The organism is Streptomyces sp. NPDC058620 (genome assembly GCF_042717135.1).
Lineage (GTDB): Bacteria > Actinomycetota > Actinomycetes > Streptomycetales > Streptomycetaceae > Streptomyces.
The window spans coordinates 36130-57241 of sequence record NZ_JBHXQO010000005.1; the positions used below are offsets into that span (position 1 = coordinate 36130).

The window sequence follows — 21112 nt, forward strand, 5'->3', positions numbered from 1 at the left end:
GCGCAGGCCCGTGAGCGGCTGCGCCACGCCCTCCACGTCCAGATCGTGGCCTTCCCGCAGCACGGCGTCATCCGCACGCCGGGCACGGCGGCGCTGCTGGAGGAGGCGGCGCGCGAGGGGACCATCGACATGATCGGCGGCATCGACCCGATCGGCTTCGACGAGGCGCTGGACGAGCAGCTCGACCTCGTCTTCGGCATCGCGGACCGCCACGGCGTCGGCGTGGACATCCACCTGCACGACCGCGGCGAGAAGGGGATGGAGGCGATGCGCGGCATCATCGACCGTACGCGCGCCCTGTCCCTCGCCGGGAAGGTCACCGTCAGCCACGTCTTCTGCCTGCCGGAGCTCTCGGACCGTGAACTGGGCTCCGTGGCCGCCGACCTGGGCGATCTGGACATCTCCCTCACCACGGTGGCCCCGTCCGCCTCGCTGGTGCTGCCGATCGCCCGACTGCGCGAGTACGGCGTACGGGTCGGGCTCGGCTCCGACGGGGTGCGCGACTCCTGGAGCCCGTTCGGCAACGCCGACATGCTGCACCGCGCGCATCTGCTGGGCTGGGTGACGGACGTGCGCCTCGACCAGGAACTGACGGACTGCTACCGGGTCGCGGCACACGGCGGCGCGGAGGTCATGGACCTCGCCCGCGCGGACTTCGAACCGGGCGCACCGGCCGATTTCGTACTCGTCCGGGGCGAGTGCCTGCCCCAGGTCGTCGTGGACATGCCCCGGCGCGACATGGTGGTGCACGGCGGGGTCGTCGTGGCGCGCGACGGTGTGTTCCTCGGCCGATGACGCGCCCGGCCGGCCGGTGAGACACCGAATCGGCTGACCGCGCACAGAACCGCCCCGGCCGGGCAAAAAGCCGGCCGGGGCGGAGCGCTGTGCGGAGGATCGCCGTCGGGTGTCAGCCGAGCGTGGCGATGGCCTGGTTGAACGTGGCGGACGGGCGCATCACGGCCGCGGCCTTGGCCGGGTCGGGCTGGTAGTAGCCGCCGATGTCGACCGGCGAGCCCTGCACCGCGATGAGCTCGTCGACGATGGTCCGCTCCTGCTCGGACAGCGTCTTGGCGAGCGGCGCGAACGCCTCGGCGAGCTTGGCGTCGTCGGTCTGCGCCGCCAGCTCCTGGGCCCAGTAGAGCGCCAGGTAGAAGTGGCTGCCGCGGTTGTCGATGCCACCGAGCTTGCGGCTCGGCGACTTGTCCTCGTTGAGGAAGGTGCCGGTCGCACGGTCCAGCGTGTCGGCGAGGACCTGGGCGCGCGCGTTGCCCGTGCTCGTCGCGAGGAACTCGAAGCTGGCCGCGAGGGCGAAGAACTCACCCAGGCTGTCCCAGCGCAGGTAGTTCTCCTTGACGAGCTGCTGGACGTGCTTCGGGGCGGAGCCGCCTGCGCCCGTCTCGAACAGACCGCCACCGTTCATGAGCGGGACGACGGAGAGCATCTTCGCGCTCGTGCCCAGCTCGAGGATCGGGAACAGGTCGGTGAGGTAGTCACGGAGCACGTTGCCGGTGACGGAGATGGTGTCCTCGCCGCGGCGGATGCGCTCCAGGGAGAAGGCCGTGGCCTTCACCGGCGACATGATCTCGATCCGGAGACCGTCGGTGTCGTGGTCGGCCAGGTAGGTCTTCACCTTCTCGATGAGCTTCGCGTCGTGCGCGCGGTCCTCGTCGAGCCAGAACACGGCCGGGTTGCCGGTCGCGCGGGCGCGGGTGACGGCGAGCTTGACCCAGTCCTGGATCGGCAGGTCCTTGGCCTGGCACATCCGGAAGATGTCACCGGCGCCCACGGCCTGCTCCAGCACGGCGTTGCCGTCGGCGTCGACGACCCGCACGGTGCCCGTGGTGGGGACCTCGAAGGTCTTGTCGTGGCTGCCGTACTCCTCGGCCTTCTGCGCCATGAGGCCGACGTTGGAGACCGAGCCCATCGTGGACGGGTCGAAGGCGCCGTTGGCACGGCAGTCGTCGATCACGACCTGGTAGACGCCCGCGTAGCTGCTGTCCGGCAGGACCGCGAGGGTGTCGGCCTCCTGGCCGTCCGGGCCCCACATGTGCCCCGAGGTGCGGATCATCGCCGGCATGGAGGCGTCGACGATGACGTCGCTGGGGACGTGCAGGTTGGTGATGCCCTTGTCGGAGTCGACCATCGCCAGGGCGGGGCCCTCGGCGAGCTCGGCCTCGAAGGACGCCTTGATCTCGTCGCCCAGGTGGGGCACCGAGTCGAGGCCCTTGAGGATGCCGCCGAGACCGTCGTTCGGGGTCAGGCCGGCCGCTACGAGCACCTCGCCGTACTTGGCGAACGTCTTCGGGAAGAACGCGCGGACCACGTGACCGAAGATGATCGGGTCGGAGACCTTCATCATCGTGGCCTTGAGGTGCACGGAGAAGAGGATGCCCTCGTCCTTGGCGCGGGCGATCTGCGCGGTGAAGAACTCGCGCAGCGCGGCCCCGCGCATCACGGCGGCGTCGACGATCTCGCCCGCGAGGACGGGTACCGACTCGCGCAGGACGGTGGTGGTGCCGTCGTCACCCACGAGCTCGATGCGCAGGGTGCCGGGCTCGGTGACGACCACGGACTTCTCGGTGGACCGGAAGTCGTCGACGCCCATGGTGGCGACGTTCGTCTTCGAGTCGGCCGACCAGGCGCCCATGCGGTGCGGGTGCGCCTTGGCGTAGTTCTTGACCGAGGCGGGGGCGCGGCGGTCGGAGTTGCCCTCGCGCAGGACGGGGTTGACCGCGCTGCCCTTGATCTTGTCGTAGCGGGCGCGGACGTCCTTGTCCTCGTCGCTCTTCGCGTCGTCCGGGTAGTCCGGAAGCGCGTAGCCCTGCGCCTGCAGCTCGGCGATCGCGGCCTTCAGCTGAGGGATCGAGGCCGAGACGTTCGGCAGCTTGATGATGTTGGCGCCGGGAGTCTTGGCCAGCTCGCCGAGCTCGGCGAGTGCGTCATCGATACGCTGGCCGGCTTCGAGGCGCTCCGGGAAACTGGCGATGATGCGCCCCGCCAGGGAGATGTCACGGCTTTCCACCGCGACACCGGCCGTCGACGCGTACGCCTCGACGACGGGCAGGAACGAGTACGTCGCCAGGGCAGGGGCCTCGTCGGTGTGCGTATAGATGATGGTCGAGTCAGTCACCGGGTGCTCCGCTCCACGTCTGCAACATTGCTTGACATCAAGATATCTCCTAGCCGGTCCCCTCTCCACCCCCGGTGTGCGGTACGGGTCGGGAGATGCCCAGGCGCATCCCTTGCGGGCGGGGGTGTGGCTGGTCAGCGCCCGGCGCCCTTCCTGAGCCCGGGGCCGCTCGGGGCGGGCGGCCGGTGCTCGAACCAGCGGCGGTCGGCCTCCAGTTGGGCGGCGAGCGAGATGAGCCTCGCCTCGCTGCGGGAGGGGCCAAGCAGTTGGGCGCCGACCGGGAGGCCGTCGCCGGTGAAACCGGCGGGCACGTTGATGCCGGGCCAGCCCAGGACGTTCCACGGCCAGGCGTACGGGCAGGCCGCCGCCATCGCGAGATCGGTGCGCCAGGCGCTCAGGCGGTCGAACGCGCCGATGCGGGGCGGGGGCGCCGCGGTGGTCGGGGTGAGCAGTACGTCGAATCCGGACGCGTCGAAGAAGGCGCCGATCCGCCGGTGCTGGCGCACCTCGCGGGCCCGGGCCGCGCGTACCACCCGGCCGCCGAGGCGGGTGCCGGTGCGCAGGGCGCTGCGGGTGCGCGGGTCGAGGAGGGCCGGCTCGGGGTGGAGTGCGGCGAGTTCGGCGATCCCGGCGGTGGCGCGGGGGACGAAGGAGAGGCCGATCAGCCCGTAGCGGGGGCGGGCCTCCTCCACGTGGTGGCCCAGGCGGGCCAGGGTCTCGGCTAGTGCGGAGACGGCCCGGCGGACCTCTGGGTGGGGGGCCGCGTGGGTCAGGGTGAGCGGGGGCCGGAAGGCGACGGCGATGCGGAGGGTGCCGGGGTCGCGGCGGGCGGCGGCCGACGCGCCGACGGCGGGCGGGCGGTGCGGGTCGTCGGGGTGCGCTCCGGCGACGGCGTCCAGCAGCAGGGCGGCGTCGGCGACGGTACGGGCGAGGGGGCCGTTGACGGTGAGCCCCTGGAAGGCGTCGCTCTGCGGGTGCACGGAGATCCGGCCGCGCTGCGGTTTGATGCCGACGAGATGGGTCCAGGCGGCGGGGATGCGGACGGAGCCCGCGCCGTCCGAACCCAGCGCGGCGGGGACCAGTCCGGCGGCGACGGCGGCCGCGGACCCGCCGGACGAACCGCCCGGCGTGTGCGCGGTGTTCCAGGGGTTACGGGTGACGCCGAAGGCGGGCCCCTCGGTGAACGGCCACTGGCCCAGCTCGCACGAGTTCGTCTTGCCGACGACGACGGCCCCTGCGGCGCGCAGTCTGCGCACCGCCTCGCTGTCCGAGGTGGCCGGGGGCCGGTCGCCCTCGCAGCCGAAGTAGGTGGGCATCCCCGCGACATCGGTGTCGTCCTTGACCGCGACCGGCACACCGAGCAGGGGCAGCCGCTCCCCCGCCGCGAGTCTGCGGTCGGCCTCGGCGGCCTCGGCCAGCGCGGCCTCGGGGCGCAGATGCCGGAAGGCGTTGAGGGTGGGCTGCGTCGCCTCGATGCGGGCGAGCGCGGCGGCGACCAGGCCGGTCGAGGTGGTCAGGCCGTCCGCGAGGCGGCGTGCGCTCTCCGCCAGGCCGCTCGTGTCTGCTGAGGGCATGCGCCGACGCCTCCTCGTAGTGACTTACTGGAGGGTAACCACAGGGGGCGGCCCGCTCAAGCATGCGACCGGGACTGTCGGTGCTGGTTGCTACGTTCGGCAGCACATGAGAACGAGAGGAACGGTGGGGTCTGTGAGACCGGAGTTCGAGGGGGAGTTCGAGACGCACCTGACGGTGCGCCCGGCATCCGGACCCGACGCCACGGAGGGCTACGCGGACCGGCTGGGGCTCTGGGCCGTCCGCAGGGGACTGAAACTTACCCGCATCGTCCTGGACCGCGGGGCGGCCCCCGACCAGCCGATGCTGACGGAGCGGGGCCGGGGCACCCTGTCCGGTCAGCGGGAGGCGGCGGCCCGGCGCCGGGCCGAGCTGGAGGCGGCGGGCTTCCCGGTCGTCCGGGTGAAGATCGAGGCGGCTCCTTGGAACGAGGGCGTGCCCGGCACACCCTCCGCCGCGCGCGAGCTGGAAAGCACGCTCCCCGGCTGCCACTTCGAGCACCACATCAAGCTGGTGCTGTCGGGCGAGGACCAGCTCGGGGCGGCCAGGGCGGTGGCCGAGCTGCACGGGGCGCATCTCTCGCGCAATGCGCGCCGCGCGCACGAGGGGCGGCACGAACGGTTCGTGACGCAGCGCTGCCGGGCGGTGGGCCGCCCCGGGGCGCGGGCCCGGCTCGACGCGCTGCTGGCCGGGCTGTCGGCCGCCGCGCTGGAGGCGGTGGAGGTCGAGGAGGAGTTCGTGGTGTACGACGACTGCCCCGCGGTGGACGCGGGCTGGATCAACGAGCGCGAAGAGGTGACCGTATGAACGCGTCCGGGGAGAACACCTCCACCGAGCGACCGCCGGCGCAGAGCCCGTTCGACCGAGCCGCTCCCGGCGAACCGGTCTTCGCGGACCCGGCGCTCGCCCCCCGCTGGCGGGCCGCCCACCGGGCGGTGCGGGACCACGTGCTGCGGCTGGTCGCCGGGGCGCCGTGGGGGGCGGGCCTGGTACTGCGGGGCAGCCTCCCGGTCCAGGTGTGGGTGGGCGAGGCGGCGCGGGAGCCCGGCGATCTGGACTGGGTCGTGCTGGGCGCCCTGGACGTCCACGAGGTGGTCGTGGAGGCGCTGCGGACCGGTCCCGCACTGCCCGACGGCATACGGATCGACCCCTCCGCCGTGACGGAGGACGCGGACTGGACGGTCCGGGAGTACCAGACGGACGGCATACGCATCCTGATCCCGTGGGAGGCCGAGGGGCTGCCGCCTGGCGTGCTGCGCATGGACTTCGCGTACGACGAGGACATGCCCGAGGCGCCGGTACGGCTCGACTGTCCGCGTGGCGACGGCGGCCCGCCCACGGCGATATCCGCCGCGAGCCCGGGGCTCTCGCTCGTCTGGAAGCTGATGTGGCTCACCGAGGACTGGGACACCGAGGGGGCGGGCGCGGGGAAGGACCTGTACGACGCGATGCTGCTGGCCGAGCACCCGCTGACCTCCCTCACCCGGGACCACCTCCTGGTCCTGGAGACGGAGGTGGGGGACTGGTTTATCCCCGGCTCGGTGCGCGACTTCGAGGTGGACTGGGACGCGTTCCACGCCGGGCATCCCTGGGTGGAAGGCGACGCGGCGAAGACGGCCGAACGGCTGGAGCGGGCACTCACCCGGCTCTTCGACGAGGCACCGGCTCCGCGCTGAAGCCGCCGCGCGTCGGGCCCCGGGCCGGCGTACCCTCGAAGGCACGGATCGCACGCCTGAACACGGCCCTGACCAGGGCCTTTCAAAGGAGGCGACGTGACCGGACAGCGTACGGCGGCCCGGCTGGCGGCGGGAGCGGCAGCCGTCGTTCTCACGGTCACGAGCGGTGCGGTAGCGCGTGCGGACGACGACATCGAGTCGCTTCCCGCCCAGCAGATCGCCGACCGCTCCCGTGACGCCCTGCTGGACGCCGGCTCCCTGCGCCTGACGTCCGAGGGCGATCTCGGTGAGGGCAGGCCCCCGATGACCGTGGATCTCACCCTGGACCGGGAGGGGAACTGCCGGGGAGACGTGGATCTCGGCGACGACAAGGGCGCGGTCGAGATCGTCAAGCGGGGCGACGCGGTGTGGCTGAAGCCGGATTCGGCGTTCTGGAAGAACCAGGTTCCGATCGGCGGGACCACCTTCGAAGCCATTCTCGACGGCCGGTACATGAGGGGCGAGGCCGACGACCCGCGGCTGCGCGGTGTGACGGAAGCCTGTGACCTGGACACCTTCCGTGAGCTGCTCGTCGACAACGCGGACAGGACGGACGGGACGCTCACCAAGGGCGCGAGGACCACGGTCGGCGGCACCCCCGTCATCCCGGTCACCAGGACCGGGGACGGCGGGAAACTGACGCTGTACGTGGCCACGGAGGGCAAGCACTATCCGGTGCGCCTGACCGTCCAGAGCTCCTCGGCGGACGCGGTCGTGGGCTTCTCCGGCTTCGACAGGCCGGTGCCCACGGCCACGCCGTCCGAGGACGAGACCGTCGACGTCACCGCGCTGCTGGGCCGGACTCCCGCTCCGGTCTGAGACCGAGGCCGAGGAGGGTGTAGAGGACCAGCGAGGAGACCAGCCCGACGGCCCAGCCGTAGTCCGCGAGCGGTTTCAGGAACGGGATCAGTCCGTCGGCGGGGAACGGCCCCTTGCCGGGCGCCGAGTGGGAGCCGCCGACCGCGAGGACCCCGCCGAGGACGAAGGCGGCGGCGGCGCGCCAGTTCCAGCCGTTGGTGTACCAGTAGCGGCCGCCGGGGCGGTACAGATCGACCAGGTCCAGGACGGTGCGGCGGATGATCCAGTAGTCGGCGATCAGGATGCCGGCCACCGTACCGAGCAGCCCTCCGACCAGGCCGAGCCACGTGAAGATGTACAGCTCGGGGGTCTCGGTCAGCTTCCACGGCATGATCAGGACACCGATGACGCCGGTGATCAGCGCGCCGGTGCGGAAGCTGATGAACCTGGGCGCCAGATTCGCCAGGTCGTAGGCGGGTGAGACGACGTTCGCCGCGATGTTCACCGAGATCGTCGCGATCAGGACGGTGATCAGCCCGAAGAGCAGCCCGAAGACGTTGTCGGTCTTGGCGACGAGCTGGACCGGGTCCCAGACGGGCGCCCCGTACACCGCCTGCGAGCCCGAGGTGACGAGGACGGACAGCAGCGCGAAGAAGGTCATGGTCGTCGGCAGTCCGAGCGACTGCCCCCACAGCTGGGCGCGTTGGCCCGCGCCGAAGCGCGTGAAGTCGGGGATGTTCAGCGAGAGCGTGGACCAGAACGCGATCATGCCCATCAGCGAGGGGAAGAAGACCGGCCAGAACTCCTTGCCCCAGCCGAGCGCGGAGGGCTGGTCGAGGAGCGGGCCGAAGCCGCCCGCCTTGACGGCGATCCACACCAGCAGGACCACGGCGCCGACGATGACGAAGGGCGCCGCCCAGTTCTCGAAGCGCCGCAGGGTGTCCATCCCCCGGTAGATGATGGCGAGTTCGAGGGCCCAGAAGAGGGCGAAGCAGAGCCACAGCGTCCAGGGCTGGCCGCCGATCGGGGAGGCGTTCGCCCAGCCGCCGAAGATCTTGCCGAGCAGCGTGAAGATGCCGACGCCGCCGATCCAGGTCTGGATCCCGAACCAGGCGCAGGCGACGGCGGCCCGGATGAGGGCCGGCAGGTTGGCGCCGCGCAGCCCGAACGACGCGCGTGCCAGCACCGGGAAGGGGATGCCGTACTTGGGCCCGGCGTGACCGGTGAGCAGCATCGGGGCGAGGACGATCACATTGGCCAGAGCGATCGTGAGGACGGCCTGCTTCCAGTCCATGCCGAGGGCGACGAGCCCCGAAGCGAGCAGCCAGGACGGGATGTTGTGCGCCATGCCGACCCAGAGGGCGGCGAAGTTGTACGTCGTCCAGCGGCGCTGTGCGAGCGGTACGGGCAGGAGGTCCTGGTTGACGAAGCGGGGGTCGTCGGGGACGGAGCCCGGGGCCAGCTCGACGCGGCCGGACGGGTCGGGCGTCCGGTCGGGTATCCGGCCTTGTTCCGGGGCGGGTGGGACGGTCGATGTCATGGCGGCTGGACCCTTCGCTCGGGAACGGTGCCGTGCGGGGCGGGGGGGGTGTGTGCAGCCTGAGGGCGTGCGGAGCCGGGAGGGGTGTGTTCGGGGTCAGTCGGTCAGAGCGGGGATGATCTCGGACCCGTAGGCGTCGATGGTCGCTTCGCGCGCGTCGTGCATGTCGTAGACGGCGAACTGGTCGACGCCCAGGTCACGCAGGACCCGCAGCTTCTCGATGTGCGCCTCGGCCGGGCCCAGCAGGCAGAACCGGTCGACGATCTCGTCGGGCACGAAGTCGGTGTCCGGGTTGCCGGTGCGGCCGTGGTGGCTGTAGTCGTATCCGGACCGCCCGGCGATGTACGCGGTGAGCGCCTCGGGCACGAGATCCGAGTGCTCGCCGTACCGCGAGACGAGGTCGGCGACGTGGTTTCCGACCATGCCGCCGAACCAGCGGCACTGCTCGCGGGCGTGGTCCAGGTCGTCGCTCACGTAGGCGGGGGCGGCCACGCAGATGGTGACGGCGTCCGGGTCCCGGCCGGCTTCGGCCGCCGCCTGCCGTACCGCCTTGACCATCCACTCGGTGAGGTACGGGTCGGCGAGCTGGAGGATGAACCCGTCGGCCTTCTGGCCGGCCAGGGCGAGGGCCTTGGGACCGTACGCTCCCATCCAGACCGGCAGCCGGCCGTCCTTCACCCAGGGGATCCGGACGGGCTGGCCGTCGACGGTCGCCTCGCGCCCCTCGGCCAGGTCGCGGATGGCGTCGATCGACTCGCCCAGGCGGGCCAGGGTGTTGGGCTTGCGCCCCGCGACCCGCATCGCCGAGTCGCCCCGTCCGATGCCGCACACCGTCCGGTTCCCGTACATCTCGTTGAGGGTGGCGAAGGTGGAGGCGGTGACCTCCCAGGTGCGGGTGGAGGGGTTGGTGACCATCGGGCCGACGATCAGCCGCTCGGTGTGCTCCAGAATCCGGCTGTAGATGACGAACGGTTCCTGCCAGAGCACCGTCGAGTCGAAGGTCCAGCCGTAGCGGAAGCCGTTGCGTTCCGCGCGGCGCATGAGTCCGACGACGGCCGACGCGGGTGGGTCGGTCTGGAGGACGAGTCCGAAGTCCATGACAGGTGCTCCTAGTCCAGGTACTGACACGTGGCGCGGGGGGTGTACATGCCGTGCCCGGCGCGGCCGGTGAACTTCCGTCCCTCGATGACGGGTTCACCGCGCGAGAGCACGGTCTCGACCTGACCGGTGAGCCGCTTCCCCTCGTACGCCGAGTAGTCGACGTTCATGTGGTGGGTCTCGGCGGAGATCGTCTGGGTGGCGTGCGGGTCGTAGATGACGACGTCCGCGTCGGCCCCGGGGGCGATGGTGCCCTTCTTCGGGTAGAGGCCGAACATCCGGGCCGGTGAGGCGCAGGCGATCTCGATCCAGCGGCGGCGGGTGAGGTGGCCGTCCACGACCGCCTGATGGAGGAGGTCCATCCGGTTCTCCACGCCCGGCATGCCGTTGGGGATCTTCGAGAAGTCGCCGCGGCCCATCTCCTTCTGGCCGGAGAAGCAGAACGGGCAGTGGTCGGTGGAGACGACCTGGAGTTCGTTGTTCCTGAGACCCCTCCAGAGCGCTTCCTGGTGCTCCTTGGGCCGCAGCGGGGTCGAGCAGACGTACTTGGCTCCCTCGAAACCGGGCTCCGCGAGGTTGTCGGTGGAGAGGAAGAGGTACTGCGGGCAGGTCTCGCCGAAGACCGGAAGGCCCTTGTGGCGGGCGGCGGCGATCTCCGCCACGGCCTCGTCCGCGGAGACGTGGACGACGTACAGCGGCGCGCCGGCGACCCGGGCGAGCTGGATGGCGCGGTGGGTGGCCTCGGCCTCAAGCGCGACCTTGCGTACGTCTCCGTGGTAGCGGGGGTCGGTGCGGCCCTCGGACAGCGCCTGTTCGACGAGGACGTCGATCGCGATGCCGTTCTCGGCGTGCATCATGATCAGGCCGCCGTTGTTCTCGGCCCGTTGCATGGCGCGCAGGATCTGCCCGTCGTCACTGTAGAAGACGCCCGGGTAGGCCATGAACAGCTTGAACGAGGTGATGCCCTCCGATACGAGAAGGTCCATCTCCTTGAGCGAGGACTCGTTCACATCGGCGAGGATCATGTGGAAGGCGTAGTCGATGGCGCAGTTGCCGTCGGCCTTGGCGTACCAGGCGTCGAGTCCGCCGCGCAGGCTGCCGCCCACGCTCTGGACGGCGAAGTCGATGATCGTGGTGGTGCCGCCCCAGGCGGCGGCCCGGGTGCCGGTCTCGAAGGTGTCGGCGGCGAAGGTGCCGCCGAACGGCATCTCCATGTGTGTGTGCGCGTCGACTCCGCCCGGGATGACGTACTTCCCGGTGGCGTCGATGGTCCGGTCCGCGGTCCAGCTGTCGGCGGCATCGGTTCCGTGGGCGGCGAGGGCGGCGATGCGCCCGCCCTCGATGAGCACGTCGGCGTGGATTTCGTCGGACGCGGTGATGACGAGGCCGCCGTGAATGACGGTGCGGCTCATGTACCCCTCCTCGCGGTGGCGGAATGGGTCTACGCACGTAGACATGGTGCGTGGTGAAGAACGTAGAAGTGGGTTACCCACTGTGGCAATACCGCTGCTGCTAACCGCTGAAGACGTTTCCGTTTCCCGTACGGCGCACCCCACCGGCCCAACGCGCCACGCACCCCGGCACCGGCCCGGCGCCGGGATGCGCCGTCGCGCCGGGCCGTATACAGCGGACAGGAACCGGCATCCTGGGCGCTGGTGGCGGGCGCACCCGTGGGCCGAGACAGGGCCGAAGTGGACGCGGTGCGGGGCGACAGGGCTCCCTGACGTGCGACCGCGTGTTCCGGGCGAAGCCGTAACGGCCCTGGTGAGGGGCCGGGTCCGGGCCTCGCACCCGGGCCCGGCCGCCCGGCCGGTCTACTCCGCCGCGCGCAGGGCTTCCGCGAGGATCGCAGCACCCTCCTCCGCCTCGGCGACGGTGAGGGACAGCGGCGGGGCGATCCGCAGGACGCTGGTGCTGTGTCCGCCGCCCTTGCCGAGGAGCAGGCCGCCCTCCCGGGCCGCTTCGAGCACCGCGGCGGCCGCCTCCGGATTCGCCTCGTCGGTGCCCGGCCTGACCAGCTCGATGCCGATCATGAGGCCGCGGCCCCGCACTTCGCGTACGCAGGCGGAGCCCGCGCCGACCGCCCGCAGCCGCTCGATGAGCAGCCCTCCGACGCGTCGCGCGTTGCCTTGCAGGTCGTGTTCCAGGAGGTACGAGAGGTTGGCGAGCCCGGCCGCCATGGTGACCGGGGAGCCGCCGAACGTCGAGATGGAGTTGGCGTCCAGGCAGTTCATCACCTCGGCGCGGGCGACGACCCCGCCGATCGACATGCCGTTGCCGATGCCCTTGGCGAAGGTGAGGATGTCCGGCGGCCCGTGCTCGCCGTGCGCCTGCCAGCCCCAGAAGTGGTCGCCCGTCCGCCCCCAGCCGGTCTGTACCTCGTCCGAGATCCACAGGATGCCGTGCCGGTCGAGGACCTGGCGGAACGCGGCGAACAGCCCGTCGGGCGGTGAGGTGAAGCCGCCGACGCCCTGGATGGGTTCGGCGATCAGCGCGGCGGCCTCGCGGGTGTGCCCGAGCAGGTCCTCCAGATCGGCGACGCACGCCTTGACGAACCGTTCGTCGCTCAGCTCCGCGTACGGTCCGCGGGTGCGGACGCCTCCGTGGACGTACAGCGTCTGGAGCGGCGACAGACTCGTGGGCGACCAGGCCCGGTTACCGGTGATGGACACGGCCGCGAACGACCGGCCGTGGTAGCTGTTGCGCATCGCGAGGATCTGGTTGGACTTGCGGTACGTCGTCGCCAGCAGCAGCGCGGTGTCATTGGCCTCGGTGCCCGACGTGGTGAAGAAGACCCGGGCGTCGGGGATGCCGGAGAGGGTGGCGACGCGCTCGGCGAGTTCCACCATCGGGCGGTTGAGGTAGAGCGTCGAGGAGTGGATGATCCGCCCGGCCTGCTCGGCGACCGCCTTCGTCACCTCGGGCAGGGCGTGCGCGGTCATCGTGGTGAGGATGCCGCCGAAGAAGTCGAGGTAGCGGTTGCCGTCCGCGTCCCAGACGTGGCGGCCCTCGCCGTGGGTGAGCTCCAGGGGACGGCGGTAGTAGAGCGCCAGCCAGTCCGGGCTGACGGCGAGGTGGCGCTCGTGCAGTCCGGTCACGGCTCGACCAGCCCCTCGTACGCGTCGGGACGGCGGTCCCGGAAGAACGCCCACTGCTGCCGGACCTCCTCGATCAGCCCGAAGTCGAGGTCTCGGACGACGAGTTCCTCCTCCTTGTCGCTCGCGACGTCACCGACGAACTGGCCACGGGGATCGACGAAGTAGCTCGTGCCGTAGAAGTCGTTGTCGCCGTACTCCTCCTGGCCGACCCGGTTGATCGCGGCGACGAAGTACTCGTTGGCGACGGCGGACGCGGGTTGTTCCAGCTGCCAGAGGTGGCTGGAGAGTCCGCGCGAGGTCGCGGAGGGGTTGTAGACCAGCTGCGCCCCGTTCAGGCCGAGTTGTCGCCAGCCCTCGGGGAAGTGGCGGTCGTAGCAGATGTAGACGCCGACCTTGCCGACGGCGGTCTCGAACACCGGCCAGCCGGCGTTTCCGGGCTTGAAGTAGTACTTCTCCCAGAATCCCTTGACCTGCGGGATGTGGTGCTTGCGGTACTTGCCGAGATACGTGCCGTCGGCGTCGATCACCGCGGCGGTGTTGTAGTAGAAGCCGGACTGCTCGATCTCGAAGACCGGCACGACGACCACCATGCCGGTCTCGCGGGCCAGGTCCTGCATCCGCCGGACGGTGGGCCCGTCCGGGACGGCCTCGGCCCAGCGGTAGTGCTCGGGTTCCTGCACCTGGCAGAAGTAGGGGGCGTTGAACACCTCCTGGAAGCCGATGATCTTCGCCCCCTGCCGGGCGGCCTCGCGCGCGTGTTCCTCGTGCTTGGCGATCATGGATTCGGTGTCGCCGGTCCAGGTAGCCTGGACGAGTGCGGCGCGTACGACGTGGGACATGAGCTGCTCCTTCGACGCGGCGTCAGAGAGCCTCTACGTGGTTTCTACGCCCGTAGACACAGTGCATAGGGGAGAACGTAAGCCCCGCCCCACAGTGGGGCAAGACCATCGCCGTGAACCGGCGGAGTCGATCATGTTTCGTACCCGAGCGGTCCACTCCTTGCATTGAAGCGCACTCGAACTCGTAGCCTCCGGTACACGACCGACCGAAGGGGAAACCTCGTGCGTTACACACTGTTCGGCAGGACCGGTCTGCGCGTGAGTGAGCTCGCGCTGGGCGCCATGACGCTCGGCAGCCACGAGACGGACCCCCGGGCCGTCACCGCGACGAGCGGGCGCATCATCGACGCGTACGTGGAGGCGGGCGGCAACTTCGTCGACACGGCCGACATCTACGGCGCGTCCGAGGCGGTACTCGGCGAGGTGCTCGGCCGGCGCCGCGAGAGCCTCGTGCTCGCCAGCAAGTACACCTGCGCCACCGCCAAGGGCGATGTCAACGCGGCTGGCAACCACCGCGGGAACCTGGTGCGGTCGGTGGAGTCGAGCCTCGCCCGGCTGAACACGGACCGGCTGGACGTCCTGTGGGTGCACGCCCGCGACAACTTCACCCCGGTCGACGAGGTCATGCGGGCACTCGACGATCTCGTCCGGGCCGGGAAGGTGCTCTACGTCGGCGTCTCGGACTGGCCCGCGTGGGAGATCGCCCAGGCGTGCACCCTGGCCGAACTGCGCGGCTGGACGACGTTCGCCGGCTCGCAGCTGCGCTACAGCCTGCTGGAACGCACCCCCGAACGCGAACTGCTGCCGCAGGCCCGCGCGTTCGACCAGGCGGTCTTCGCCTGGAGCCCGCTCGCCCGTGGCCGGCTCACCGGCAGGGACCTGCCCGCCGGGCCGGAGGCCGCGGACAGCGGAGGGGACTCCACGCCGCGCCGGGAGCACGAGACGATCACCGCGGTCGTGGACATCGCCCGCCAGGGCGGCTGGACCCCCGCGCAGGTGGCGCTGGCATGGCTGCGCGGCCGGCCGGGCAACATCGTCCCGGTCATCGGCGCCTCCACGGAGAGCCAGCTCGCGGACAACCTGTCCTGCCTGGAGGTCGAGCTCGACGCCGCAGCCGTCGCACGCCTCGACGAGGTGAGCGCCGTACCGATGGGCTTCCCGCACGACTTCCTGCGTGAGCCGGGCGTCGTGGCGACGGTGTACGGCGACCGCTGGGCCGACATCGACGACCGGCGCTCCACGTACCGCCGCACGACGGACGGGGCCTGATCCGGCGAAAGTCCCTATGCCGTCCGCCGGATGTCACGCACCAGCGTGTGGACGGTGACCAGGAGGAGGGCGACGGCGCCCCAGACCCAGAGAACGGACGCGCCGTCACGGTGGTCGCGGACCGCGACGAGGAGCAGCACCAGGGCGACGGGAACGCCCAGGGCCGAGATGACGGCGTCGACGCGGTGGATCACCCGGTCATCATGCCCGGCCGGCGGCCGCCGCGTAAGAGCTCGGGGCAACTACCGCTCTACGCACCGGCGATGCCCGCCACCCGCAGGGCGTGGACGAGGTCCCACTCCCGCGCCGCCGACACCTCGCGGGCCGCGGCCAGCAGTTGGGGGACGAGGTGGCGAGGATCGCGTTCGGCGATCCTTGCCGCGTCCTGCGGTGTGCGTACGCGGACGAACGCGCCCAGCAACGCCCGCGCCTGAGGGGCCAGGCCCGCCCGGTCGAGGGCGGCCACGGCGTCCGCGATCTCGCCGGCGGGGCGTGCCGCGCCCTGGCGCAGCAGGTGGGCGCAGTCGTCGGACCGCCCGGCGACGGCCAGGGCTCCCGCCGCCGCGGCCAGCCCTGCGGGCGGGAGCGTGGACACCTCCCACAGCAGGGTCGCCCAGTCGGCGGCCAGGCCCGCCCCGTGCAGGGCCACCGCGAGGACCGGCAGGTGGTCGGCCGGCCAGGCCGCCCCCTCGCACAGCACGACGTGCGCCTCGCCGCTGCGGCCTTCCGCACGCAGCCCGACCAGCCGTTCGACGGCCTCCTCGGCGGCTCGGCGGGCGGCGGGACCGGGTACGGCGGGGCCGGGCGCGGTGGTGGGCGGGTCGGTCGCCGGGCGGGCCTCCCGGGCCGCGGCGCCCCGGAAGCGCGCGCCGCGGGGGCCTGCCGCGGCCGTCGGAGGTACGGGGAGCACGGGCATCGCCGAGGGTGCGGTCAGCTCGGTCTCGTCGTCGACGTCCAGGCCGGCGAAGCGGGCACCGCGCGGCTTCCTCCGCTTCGGGGAGGAGGGGGGCGCCGCCTCCGGAGCGGGCTCCGGCCGGTGTTCCTCGGTGGCTTCGACGAGCCCCGCACGGGCGGGGGTCTCCCCCGGTGCCCCGGCATCCTGTTCCTCCGTGCGGAACCAGCCCTTGGGGGCGGATGCCGCCGAGAGCCGCTTGCGCAGTTCCGTACAGCGGGCCGAGGCGCGTTCGTGGTCGTCGCGGGCCCAGGCCAGGGCCTCCGCACGGACGTCCGGGGTGTGCCCCGCGTCGGTGGCGACGGCGCGCAGGCGCTGCTCGGCCCGGGCCTGTTCCCGGAGCATCAGCTCCAGCCGTTCGACGAGGGCCCGGCGGCCGCCCGGCCGCCGGTCGTGGGCCGTGGCCGAGGCGGAGTACAGCGCGGCGGCCCGTACCGACTCGTGCTCCGCGAACGCCGTGCCGCGCGCCACCACCAGGTCCTGGAGCAGCGACTCGACCACGTCCCAGGGCGGCACCTCGGCGCCGTCGAAGCAGGCCCGCATGCCCTCGGGATCACGTCGGGAGAAGACCCCGTACCAGCCTCGTCCGGGGTCGAGCAGGGCCGTCAGGTCCCGCAGGTAGTGCGCGAACGTGGCTACTTCCACCGCAGGTTGCTGCACCGTCATCGTCGCCCTCGCCGGCCGTCGACTGGCACCTTCCAGTCCGCAGGTATTCGATCGCAGGCGTGTTACGGGACGACTACGCGGGCTTTTCGGGCAGGCTGCGGCCGGCGCGCACCGCTGCGCCGCGCGCCCCCTGGGACGCGGGGCTCAGAACGTGATCGCGATGCCCGTGTGCGGGCGCTTCCCGAGCCGTACAGCTGTCGCGGGCCAGTCGAGCAGCCAGTACTTCCAGGTGTACTTCCGGCCGATGACCTTACGGACCTTCCGGGTGCCCGCCTCGTCCAGCAGGCGCCCGGTGCCCTCGGCGGCCGGGGCGCCCTCGGTGACGCGGCCCCGCAGGTCGCAGACCGTGACGGTGACGCGACTGTTGTCGCGCAGCCGTTTGACCTTCCACGAGTCGGACCGGGTCCAGACGTACAGCACGTCCCCCTCGGCCGCGGCCCAGACGGGCGTGGCGACGGGTGTGCCGTCCTTCCGGTACGTGGTGAGGCTGACGTACTCGCTGCGCGCGAAATCCTGAAGAGTCACGGCGCGACCCTACGCTGCCGCGCCGCGGGTGCGTACGGCTCAGGCGGTGAGCGGGAGGGGTACCGGCGGAGCCCCCTGTCCCCGTGGGGCGAGCGGAACGAGGCCGCTCGCGGGCTCGGCAGCGCAGTGGGCGAGCAGGTCGTCCATCGAGAGGCCGAGGGCGCCGGCGAGGGCGGCGACCGTGAAGAAGGCGGGGGTGGGGGCCCGCCCGGTCTCGATCTTGCGGAGGGTCTCGGCGGAGATTCCGGCGCTCGCCGCGACCGCGACCATGCTGCGGTCCTCGCGCGCCTCGCGCAGCAGCCGGCCGAGGCGTTCGCCGCGAGCGCGTTCTTCCGGGGTGAGCGGTGTTCGTACCATGCCGTCATTCTAATACCGCCTCGACCGGTATAGTAATTGGCATGGTGCAACTCAAGACAGACACATCCATCGAAGCGATGCGCGAGACCGGCCGGGTCGTCGCCCAGCTCCTGACCTCCGTACGGGAAGCCGCGGCCGTCGGCGTCTCGCCGCGCGAACTCGACGAGGTGGCCCGCGAGGTCCTGCGCGAGGCGGGCGCCGGGTCGCCGTTCCTCGGATACCGCCCGCACTTCGCGCCGACGCCCTTCCCCGCGGTGATCTGCGCATCGGTCAACGACGCGATCGTGCACGGCATCCCGACGACGGAGCGGCTCAGGGACGGCGATCTGGTGAGCATCGACGCGGGCGCGACGCTGAACGGCTGGGCGGGCGACTCGGCCATCAGCTTCACCGTCGGCCGCGCCCGCCCCGAGGACACCCGGCTGATCGACACGGCGTTCGCCGCGCTCGACGCGGGCATCGCGGCGGCGGTCGTCGGCAACCGGATCGGAGACATCGCCCACGCGATCGGCACCGTGTGCCGCGGGGCGGGGTACGGCATCCCCGAGGGCTTCGGCGGCCACGGCATCGGCCGGTCGATGCACGAGGACCCGGGCGTCCCGAACGAGGGGCGCCCGGGCCGCGGCATGGTGCTGCGGCACGGCATGGTGCTCGCGATCGAGCCGATGCTGATCGGCGGCGGAGTCGACGACTTCCACCCGGACCGCGACGGCTGGACGCTCCGTACGAGCGACGGCAGCCGGGCGGCCCACGCCGAGCACACGGTCGCGATCACCGACGAGGGCCCCCGCATCCTCACGGCGCTCTGAAGTCCCCTCCGAGCGGCGTCAGTCGGTGCTCACGAACTCCCTGGCCGGCTCCGTCCCGGCGGCGACCGCAGCGCGCTGTGGCCCTCGATCGGTGACACCCTGGAGTTCGTGAACAGGATGTACGTTCAGCCCGGACGCACCACCATGGCCGAGCCCCCACCCCTGCGCACCTTTTCCGCCGCCGCGACCCAGCGCCCGTCGGGCAGCCGCTGCACCCCGGTCGCCGCCCCGATCTCCGGGTTCAGCCGGAAGGCGTGGCCGAGCGATTCGAGACCCGCGCGGACCTGACTGTCCCACAGCCCCGGCTCGATCTCCGTCGTCGGTGAGTTGCGCTGGCTGGCGCGCGGCGCCGCGATGGCCTCGACCAGCGGGAGCCCGCGGTCGAGATGGCCGGTCAGGGTCTGGAGCACCGTGGTGATGATGGTCGCGCCGCCCGGCGAGCCCAGCGCCAGGAGCGGCCTGCCGTCCTTCAGTACGATGGTCGGCGCCATCGACGACCGGGGGCGCTTGCCCGGACCCGGCAGATTGGGGTCGTGAACAGCCGGGTTGGCGGGCGCGAAGGAGAAGTCGGTCAGCTCGTTGTTGAGCAGGAAGCCGCGCCCGGGCACCGTGATCCCGCTGCCGCCCGTCGACTCGATGGTCAGTGTGTAGGCGACCACGTTGCCCCACTTGTCGGCCGCGGTCAGATGCGTGGTGTTCTCCCCTTCGTACGGCGTCGGGGCGGCCTCGCCCGTACTCGCGCAGGCGGCCGGGTCGCGCGGGTCACCGGGGGCCAGCGGGCTCGTCAGCGCCTTGCCGTCGTCGATCAGGCACTCCCGGGCGTCCGCGAACCGCTGGCTGAGCAGCTCCCGCACCGGTACGTCCTCGAACGCGGGGTCGCCGACCCAGCGGCCCCGGTCGGCGAACGCGATCCGGCTCGACTCGATGAGGCGGTGCAGATACCGCTCCGGGCTCGCCTTCGAGAGATCAGTGGACTCCAGGATGTTGAGCGCCTCGCCGACGCTCGTACCGCCCGAGGAGGACGGCGCCATGCCGTACACGTCCAGCCCTCGGTAGCCGACCCTCGTCGGGTCCTGGCGCAGGGTGCGGTACCGCTTCAGGTCCTTGGCCGTCAGATCGCCGGCGCGGACCACCCGGGTCGCCTCCGGGTCCACCGGCGGATTGCGGACGGTCCGCACGATGTCCTCGGCCAACTCGCCCCGATAGAGGGCCTCGACCCCTTCGCGTCCCAGCTTCGCGTACGTACGCGCGAGGTCGGGGTTCTTGAAGACGGAGCCGGTCACCGGGAGCTGCCCACCCGGCAGGAACAGCTTCGCGGAGTCCGGGAAGTCCGCGAACCTCGCCTGGTTCCCCTCGGTCTGCGAGCGGAACGTGCCGTCCACGACGAAGCCCTCACGGGCGAGCCGTTCGGCCGGTTTCAGCAGCTGGCGCAGGGACTTGCTGCCCCAGGCGTCGAGCACGCCGTCCCAGGTGGCCGGAGTGCCGGGCGTCCCCACGCCGAGCCCGCTGGTCATTGCCTCGCCGAAGGCGATCGGCCTGCCGTCCTCCAGGAAGAGCGAGGAGTCCGCGCTGCGGGGTGCGGTCTCGCGGCCGTCGACGGTCTGCACGGTGCGCCTGGCGGCGTCGTAGTAGACGAAGTAGCCACCGCCGCCGATGCCCGCCGAATACGGCTCGGTGACACCGAGCGCCGCCGCGGTCGCCACGGCCGCGTCGACCGCGTTGCCGCCGTTGCGGAGCACTTCGATGCCGGCGGCCGAGGCATCGGCGTCGACGCTCGCCACCGCGCCTCCGTATCCCACCGCCACCGGCGACTTGGGCGGCGGGCCGGCCGGTGTCGCGGAACCGGCGGGAGCGGCTGCCCCGACCGAGGCGATGACGGCGAGAACACCTAAGAACGAGACATTCCGCCCGACGGAACGACGCATGCGCACCTCCACTGAAGGATCGTCCGCGCAGGGTAACTCCACCCCGCCCCGATCGTCAGGACCGCCTCGAACAAGAACCCGGATGACCGCTGCCAAGACTGAGTCCGTCCGCGGTCAGCCCGCGGAGCCGGCCGCGGTCACACCGCCTTCACTGCGCGGAACCGCCCGCGCCCCGCACCTGGACCGTGCGCGCGAGTGGGTCGCCCGGCTCCACCCGGAACTGCGCCGCCAGCTCACGGCCGGAGCCGGCCAGCACCCACTGCCGGTTCACCACCCGGCCGTCGACGGCGAACTCGTTTCTCAGGACAGGCAGTTCGGTCATCCGCGCGAACCACTCCGCCGCCCGCTCGGCGAGGAATTCCGGCGACCCGTCATCCTCGATCAGCGTTTCCAGGGTCCGCTCAAGGGTGTACAACTGATCGTGGAATTCCCCGCCGACGAGACGCGAACCGGTGAAGAACGCGCCCACGGTCAGCACATGCTGCTCGGGCTCGGTCGTGGGATCGGACAGACCCAGGGTGACGAGAAGTTCCGTACGGTTCTCGAAGACCGCGAACGTCGCATAGGTGTCGTCGGGCTCGCAGCCCCATCCGCCGGACTCCGCCCGCTCCCGCAGCGCGGCGAGAAACCGCAGGCCGTCCTCGGTGGGCTCCAGCTCCGGATCGGCGTCGAACCAGCCGCCGGACGTGTCGTACTCGCTCATCACGCTTTTCTGCCTCGCAGGGCCCGGGGAAAGGCCCGAATCGTTGTGCCCGGACAAAGGGCCTGGTCCCCGCGGCACAGTGCACCGCGGGGACCAGGATATCGGGGGTGAGTTAC

At 71.7% G+C, this 21112-nt stretch carries 19 protein-coding genes; 6 read left to right on the forward strand and 13 right to left on the reverse strand.

Annotated features, from left to right (window positions below; genetic code table 11):
- A partial coding sequence (locus tag ACFWSK_RS07710; protein ID WP_383782969.1) for an amidohydrolase family protein occupies positions 1–795 on the forward strand: 795 nt, incomplete at its 5' end.
- A gap of 112 nt (positions 796–907) precedes the next feature.
- Here ACFWSK_RS07710 and ACFWSK_RS07715 read toward each other — a convergent pair.
- Both ACFWSK_RS07715 and ACFWSK_RS07720 read right to left on the reverse strand, forming a co-directional pair.
- Positions 908–3130: an NADP-dependent isocitrate dehydrogenase gene (locus tag ACFWSK_RS07715; protein WP_383782970.1), complete on the reverse strand. Its 2223-nt coding sequence runs from the start codon at positions 3128–3130 to the stop codon at positions 908–910.
- Between the two features lie 134 nt (positions 3131–3264).
- Positions 3265–4704 (reverse strand): amidase, encoded by a 1440-nt coding sequence (locus ACFWSK_RS07720; protein WP_383782971.1) that lies wholly within the window; start codon positions 4702–4704, stop codon positions 3265–3267.
- A 133-nt stretch (positions 4705–4837) separates the two neighbouring features.
- Here ACFWSK_RS07720 and ACFWSK_RS07725 point away from each other — a divergent pair, with 133 nt between their 5' ends.
- The 3 genes from ACFWSK_RS07725 (at position 4838) to ACFWSK_RS07735 (ending at position 7236) form a co-directional block, all read left to right on the forward strand.
- Positions 4838–5509, forward strand: coding sequence for a hypothetical protein (locus tag ACFWSK_RS07725; protein WP_383782972.1), 672 nt, complete (start codon positions 4838–4840; stop codon positions 5507–5509).
- Complete coding sequence (locus tag ACFWSK_RS07730) at positions 5506–6378, forward strand: nucleotidyl transferase AbiEii/AbiGii toxin family protein (RefSeq protein WP_383782973.1); 873 nt, start codon at positions 5506–5508, stop codon at positions 6376–6378. Before ACFWSK_RS07725 ends, ACFWSK_RS07730 begins: the two co-directional genes overlap by 4 nt.
- Positions 6379–6474: 96 nt before the next feature.
- Complete coding sequence (locus ACFWSK_RS07735) at positions 6475–7236, forward strand: hypothetical protein (protein ID WP_383782974.1); 762 nt, start codon at positions 6475–6477, stop codon at positions 7234–7236.
- On the opposite strand, the gene ACFWSK_RS07740 is transcribed toward ACFWSK_RS07735, so the two are convergent.
- From ACFWSK_RS07740 to ACFWSK_RS07760, 5 genes are all read right to left on the reverse strand, one after another.
- Positions 7199–8755 (reverse strand): NCS1 family nucleobase:cation symporter-1, encoded by a 1557-nt coding sequence (locus ACFWSK_RS07740; RefSeq protein ID WP_383782975.1) that lies wholly within the window; start codon positions 8753–8755, stop codon positions 7199–7201. The two genes, ACFWSK_RS07735 and ACFWSK_RS07740, sit on opposite strands and share 38 nt — an antisense overlap.
- 96 nt (positions 8756–8851) lie before the next feature.
- The gene (locus tag ACFWSK_RS07745; protein WP_383782976.1) at positions 8852–9853 is read right to left on the reverse strand and encodes a TIGR03842 family LLM class F420-dependent oxidoreductase; all 1002 of its coding nucleotides are present in this window, start codon (positions 9851–9853) and stop codon (positions 8852–8854) included.
- A gap of 11 nt (positions 9854–9864) precedes the next feature.
- Positions 9865–11265, reverse strand: a complete 1401-nt coding sequence (gene hydA / locus ACFWSK_RS07750) for a dihydropyrimidinase (protein ID WP_383782977.1) — start codon at positions 11263–11265, stop codon at positions 9865–9867.
- 402 nt (positions 11266–11667) lie between these two features.
- Complete coding sequence (locus ACFWSK_RS07755) at positions 11668–12951, reverse strand: aspartate aminotransferase family protein (RefSeq protein ID WP_383782978.1); 1284 nt, start codon at positions 12949–12951, stop codon at positions 11668–11670.
- Positions 12948–13790: a nitrilase-related carbon-nitrogen hydrolase gene (locus ACFWSK_RS07760; RefSeq protein WP_383782979.1), complete on the reverse strand. Its 843-nt coding sequence runs from the start codon at positions 13788–13790 to the stop codon at positions 12948–12950. The genes ACFWSK_RS07755 and ACFWSK_RS07760 overlap by 4 nt, the downstream gene beginning before the upstream one ends.
- A gap of 222 nt (positions 13791–14012) precedes the next feature.
- On the opposite strand from ACFWSK_RS07760, the gene ACFWSK_RS07765 reads away from it, so the two are divergent.
- Positions 14013–15059 (forward strand): aldo/keto reductase, encoded by a 1047-nt coding sequence (locus ACFWSK_RS07765; protein WP_383782980.1) that lies wholly within the window; start codon positions 14013–14015, stop codon positions 15057–15059.
- Positions 15060–15073: 14 nt separating this feature from the next.
- Here ACFWSK_RS07765 and ACFWSK_RS07770 read toward each other — a convergent pair whose 3' ends face one another.
- The 4 genes from ACFWSK_RS07770 to ACFWSK_RS07785 form a co-directional block, all read right to left on the reverse strand.
- Positions 15074–15253, reverse strand: coding sequence for a hypothetical protein (locus ACFWSK_RS07770; RefSeq protein ID WP_383782981.1), 180 nt, complete (start codon positions 15251–15253; stop codon positions 15074–15076).
- Positions 15254–15309: 56 nt separating this feature from the next.
- Positions 15310–16677: a hypothetical protein gene (locus ACFWSK_RS07775; RefSeq protein ID WP_383782982.1), complete on the reverse strand. Its 1368-nt coding sequence runs from the start codon at positions 16675–16677 to the stop codon at positions 15310–15312.
- A gap of 144 nt (positions 16678–16821) precedes the next feature.
- Complete coding sequence (locus ACFWSK_RS07780) at positions 16822–17202, reverse strand: PPOX class F420-dependent oxidoreductase (RefSeq protein ID WP_383782983.1); 381 nt, start codon at positions 17200–17202, stop codon at positions 16822–16824.
- A gap of 39 nt (positions 17203–17241) precedes the next feature.
- Positions 17242–17559, reverse strand: coding sequence for a helix-turn-helix domain-containing protein (locus tag ACFWSK_RS07785; RefSeq protein WP_383782984.1), 318 nt, complete (start codon positions 17557–17559; stop codon positions 17242–17244).
- A gap of 41 nt (positions 17560–17600) precedes the next feature.
- Between ACFWSK_RS07785 and map the strand changes: the two genes are divergently transcribed.
- Complete coding sequence (gene map / locus ACFWSK_RS07790; protein WP_383782985.1) at positions 17601–18368, forward strand: type I methionyl aminopeptidase; 768 nt, start codon at positions 17601–17603, stop codon at positions 18366–18368.
- Between the two features lie 125 nt (positions 18369–18493).
- Here the strand turns inward: map and ggt are convergent, their stop codons facing one another.
- Positions 18494–20293 carry a gamma-glutamyltransferase gene (ggt, locus tag ACFWSK_RS07795; protein WP_383782986.1) on the reverse strand — a complete coding sequence of 600 codons (1800 nt, stop codon included), beginning with the start codon at positions 20291–20293 and terminating at the stop codon, positions 18494–18496.
- 148 nt (positions 20294–20441) lie between these two features.
- On the reverse strand, positions 20442–20996 hold the full coding sequence (locus tag ACFWSK_RS07800) for a hypothetical protein (RefSeq protein WP_383782987.1): 555 nt from the start codon (positions 20994–20996) through the stop codon (positions 20442–20444).
- Positions 20997–21112: the final 116 nt, after the last annotated feature.

Bases quoted from the DNA above. Each gene is read 5' to 3' on its own strand.
- ACFWSK_RS07740 (WP_383782975.1), bottom strand. From the start codon at position 8,755: ATGACATCGACCGTCCCACCCGCCCCGGAACAAGGCCGGATACCCGAC.
- ACFWSK_RS07745 (WP_383782976.1), bottom strand. From the start codon at position 9,853: ATGGACTTCGGACTCGTCCTCCAGACCGACCCACCCGCGTCGGCCGTC.
- ACFWSK_RS07730 (WP_383782973.1), top strand. From the start codon at position 5,506: ATGAACGCGTCCGGGGAGAACACCTCCACCGAGCGACCGCCGGCGCAG.
- ACFWSK_RS07785 (WP_383782984.1), bottom strand. From the start codon at position 17,559: ATGGTACGAACACCGCTCACCCCGGAAGAACGCGCTCGCGGCGAACGC.
- map (WP_383782985.1), top strand. From the start codon at position 17,601: ATGGTGCAACTCAAGACAGACACATCCATCGAAGCGATGCGCGAGACC.
- ggt (WP_383782986.1), bottom strand. From the start codon at position 20,293: ATGCGTCGTTCCGTCGGGCGGAATGTCTCGTTCTTAGGTGTTCTCGCC.
- ACFWSK_RS07720 (WP_383782971.1), bottom strand. From the start codon at position 4,704: ATGCCCTCAGCAGACACGAGCGGCCTGGCGGAGAGCGCACGCCGCCTC.
- hydA (WP_383782977.1), bottom strand. From the start codon at position 11,265: ATGAGCCGCACCGTCATTCACGGCGGCCTCGTCATCACCGCGTCCGAC.
- ACFWSK_RS07800 (WP_383782987.1), bottom strand. From the start codon at position 20,996: ATGAGCGAGTACGACACGTCCGGCGGCTGGTTCGACGCCGATCCGGAG.
- ACFWSK_RS07760 (WP_383782979.1), bottom strand. From the start codon at position 13,790: ATGTCCCACGTCGTACGCGCCGCACTCGTCCAGGCTACCTGGACCGGC.
- ACFWSK_RS07775 (WP_383782982.1), bottom strand. From the start codon at position 16,677: ATGACGGTGCAGCAACCTGCGGTGGAAGTAGCCACGTTCGCGCACTAC.